2 protein-coding genes and 1 pseudogene are annotated in these 3,161 nt (G+C 72.3%); all 3 read right to left on the bottom strand.

The annotated features are described in order from the left end of the window. Nucleotides 1–1,343: pseudogene (locus ABZ876_RS38990) on the bottom strand (1,4-alpha-glucan branching enzyme); the annotation flags it as partial. 31 nt (nt 1,344–1,374) lie between these two features. Beyond that, nucleotides 1,375–2,775 (bottom strand): maltokinase, encoded by a 1,401-nt coding sequence (locus ABZ876_RS38985; RefSeq protein WP_361791155.1) that lies wholly within the window; start codon nt 2,773–2,775, stop codon nt 1,375–1,377. An 87-nt stretch (nt 2,776–2,862) separates the two neighbouring features. Beyond that, the coding region (locus ABZ876_RS38980; RefSeq protein WP_361791152.1) for an alpha-glucosidase C-terminal domain-containing protein at nt 2,863–3,161 on the bottom strand (299 nt) is incomplete at its 5' end.

Here is a 3,161-nt window from a genome sequence, read left to right as displayed (position 1 = left end):
TCGTCGGGGGTGCCCAGGCGGGCGGTGGGCGCGTAGAAGCCGGTGACCTGGTAGCCCCAGGAGCCGCCGAAGGGGTGCTCGGCGATCGGCATCAGCTCGACATGGGTGAAGCCCAGGTCCTTCACATACGCGGGCAGCTGTTCGGCCAGCTGCCGGTACGTCAGTCCCGGCCGCCAGGACGGCAGATGCACCTCGTACACCGAGAACGGCGCCTCGTGGACGGAGGTGTCGGCGCGGCGCGCGAGCCACTCCCCGTCGTGCCACTCGTGGTGGGAGACGTGCACGATGGAGGACGTGCGCGGCGGGGCCTCGGTGCGGCGGGCCAGTGGGTCGGCGCGCAGGGTCTTCGAGCCGTCGGGGCGGGTGATCTCGAACTTGTACAGCTCGCCCTCGCCGACCCCGGGCACGAACAGTTCCCACACCCCGGACGAGCCGAGGGAACGCATCGCGTGGCCGGTGCCGTCCCAGTGGTTGAAGCCGCCGGCCACGCGGACGCCGCGCGCGTTCGGAGCCCACACCGAGAAGCGGGTGCCGGTCACGCCCTGATGGGTCATCGGATGTGCGCCGAGCACCTGCCACAACTGCTCGTGCCGCCCCTCGCCGATCAGATGCAGGTCCAGCTCGCCGAGCGTGGGCACAAAGCGGTACGCGTCCTCGGTGTCCTGTACGGCTCCCTCGTAGGCCACGAGGAGCCGGTACGCCGGGACGTCCCGCAGCGGCAGCAGGGCCGAGAAGAACCCGTCGCCGTCGTCATGCAGTTCGACCCGCAGATCCCCGGTGACGACGGTCACCGACAGCGCGTACGGACGGAAGGCCCGGAAGGCGACTCCGCCGGGCACCGGGCGGGCGCCGAGCACCGCGTGCGGGTCGTGGTGGGTGCCGTCGCGCAGCCGCGCGCGGTCGGCGGGGGAGACGGCGGCGGCCGCCTGAGTCCCGGAAGCGGTCGCGGCCGAGGCCGGCAGAGGCCCGGCGTCCGGCTCGGCGGCTGACTTCTGGGCGGGGATTTTCCGGGCAGTGGCTTTCTCGGCGGCGGACTTCTCGGCGGCGGTTTCCCTGACGGCGGTCTTCTCGACAGAGGCTTTCCCGGCGGTGGCCTTCGATGCCGGGGCGGGGGCCTTCTTCGCCACCGTCTTCTTCGCCGCCGTCTTCTTGGCCGCCGCCTTCTTCGCCGAGGCCGTCTTCCCGGCCGCCGTCTTCCCGGCCCCTGTCTTCCTCGTACCGGCCGTCGACGTCTCGGCGGCCGGCGTCGTCCTCCTCGCGGCGGTCGCCTTCTTCGAACCGGTCCTCTGCGGACCGTCGCCGTTCTTCTGCGTGCTGTCGTCGGACGGAGGGCGGGGCGTCACGGGCGGGGCCTCCTCGGCAAAGGGTGGTGGATCAGGGTGTGGCGTCGGCGGCCAGACGGCGTACCGCGGCCATCGGTACCGGCAGCCAGTCGGGGCGGTGGCGGGCCTCGTACAGGACCTCGTAGACGGCCTTGTCCGTCTCGTACGCGCGCAGCAGTACCGGCTCGGTCCGCGGATCGCGTCCGGTCACCTCGGCGTACCCCGAGCAGTACGCGGCCCGGCACGCCGTGGCCCACTCCGGTGCCGGAGGGCCGGCCGAGTGGGCCGCGTAGTCGAAGGAGCGCAGCATCCCCGCGATGTCCCGCATCGTGGGCTGCGGCCTCCGGCGCTCGGCGAGCGGCTTGGACGGCTCGCCCTCGAAGTCGATCAGCGACCAGTCCCCGGACGGCGCATGCAGGCACTGACCCAGGTGCAGATCACCGTGGATGCGCTGGGCGGTCCAGGTCCGGCCCTCGGCGGCGAGATCGGCCAGCGCCTCGAACGCGGAGTGCAGCCCGGGCGCGTACGGCCGCAGCGCGGGCACCGCCTGCGCCGCAGCCTCCAGCCGCTCGGTCATGCCGCCGACCAGCAGCCGTATCTGGGTGTGGCCCAGAGTGACCGGGGGCAGGGCGCGGGCCAGCGCCGTGTGCACCTCGGCGGTGGCCCGGCCCAGCGCTCGCGCCTCCGGGGTGAAGTCCTCCCCCTTGGCCCGTTCGTGCAGTGCCAGCTCCCAGCCGTCGGCGGCGCCCCGCAGATACGGCTGGAGCACGGCCAGGACGTACGGCTCGTCCAGGTCGTCGAGGTCGGCGAGGAGCCAGCCGGTCGGCGCGGGCACCCGGGGGCAGCGCTCGTGCGACAGCACCAGCGGGAGTTCCAGATCGGGGTTGGTGCCGGGGACGACACGCCGCAGGAGCTTCAGGATGAACGTATCTCCGTAGACGATCGAGGAGTTCGACTGCTCCGCGGTCACCCTCCTCGGGACGAGCTCCTCGCGTATCTTCTGACCCGGATCGCCCTCGAAGCGGAGCCTGCCGACGCGGGCCCCGGTGCGCAGCGCCTCCAGCAGCACGGCGGCGGCCCGGGGGTCGTAGAGCGCCTCGTACACGGTCCGGCCGGCCAGCGGTCCGTCCGTCACATGCCCGATGAGCGCGGGCGCCAGCCGGGGTGGCAGCACCTCACGCACACCGATCAGCAGTTGGTAGCAGTCGCCGGGGTGGGGCATGGCTCCTTGCGTCGGCGCATCCGGCTGATGGGCCCGTACGAGGAGATGGAGCAGTCCCAGCGTGCCTCCGAGCGGCAGCATGTCGGTGACCGCCACCAGCGAGAACCCGGTGACCGGCCGTCCCTTCCCCGCGAACCAGCGCTGGCGGGGCAGCCACTCGCGCAGCAGTGGTCCGAGGGACGCGAGGAGACCGGAGTGGGTCGTGGCGGGATGGGCGACGGCTTCCGACATGGGTGCGTCCTTTCCCCGGGGGGCGGTCGGGGTGTTACTGCCTGCGTGCCCCGGGCGGGGCGGTGGAAACCGCCCCGCCCCCGGCTTCTACACGCCGTCCTTGCGGAGCCGGAACCAGTAGAAGCCGTGGCCTGCGAGGGTGAGCAGGTAGGGGAGTTCACCGATGGCCGGGAAGCGGACCCCGCCGATCAGTTCGACCGGGTGCCGGCCGCTGAAGCGGCGCAGATCCAGTTCGGTGGGCTGCGCGAACCGGGAGAAGTTGTGCACGCACATCACCAAGTCGTCCTTGTATTCCCGCAGGAAGGCGAGGACGGCCGGGTTGGAGGAGGGCAGTTCGGTGTAGGAGCCCAGTCCGAACGCCGGGTTCTGCTTGCGGATCTCGATCA

The sequence above is a fragment of the Streptomyces sp. NPDC046931 genome, assembly GCF_040644655.1.
GTDB lineage: Bacteria > Actinomycetota > Actinomycetes > Streptomycetales > Streptomycetaceae > Streptomyces.
Note: the sequence above shows the minus strand (reverse complement) of the source record. Positions and strands in the feature narration are given on the sequence as shown.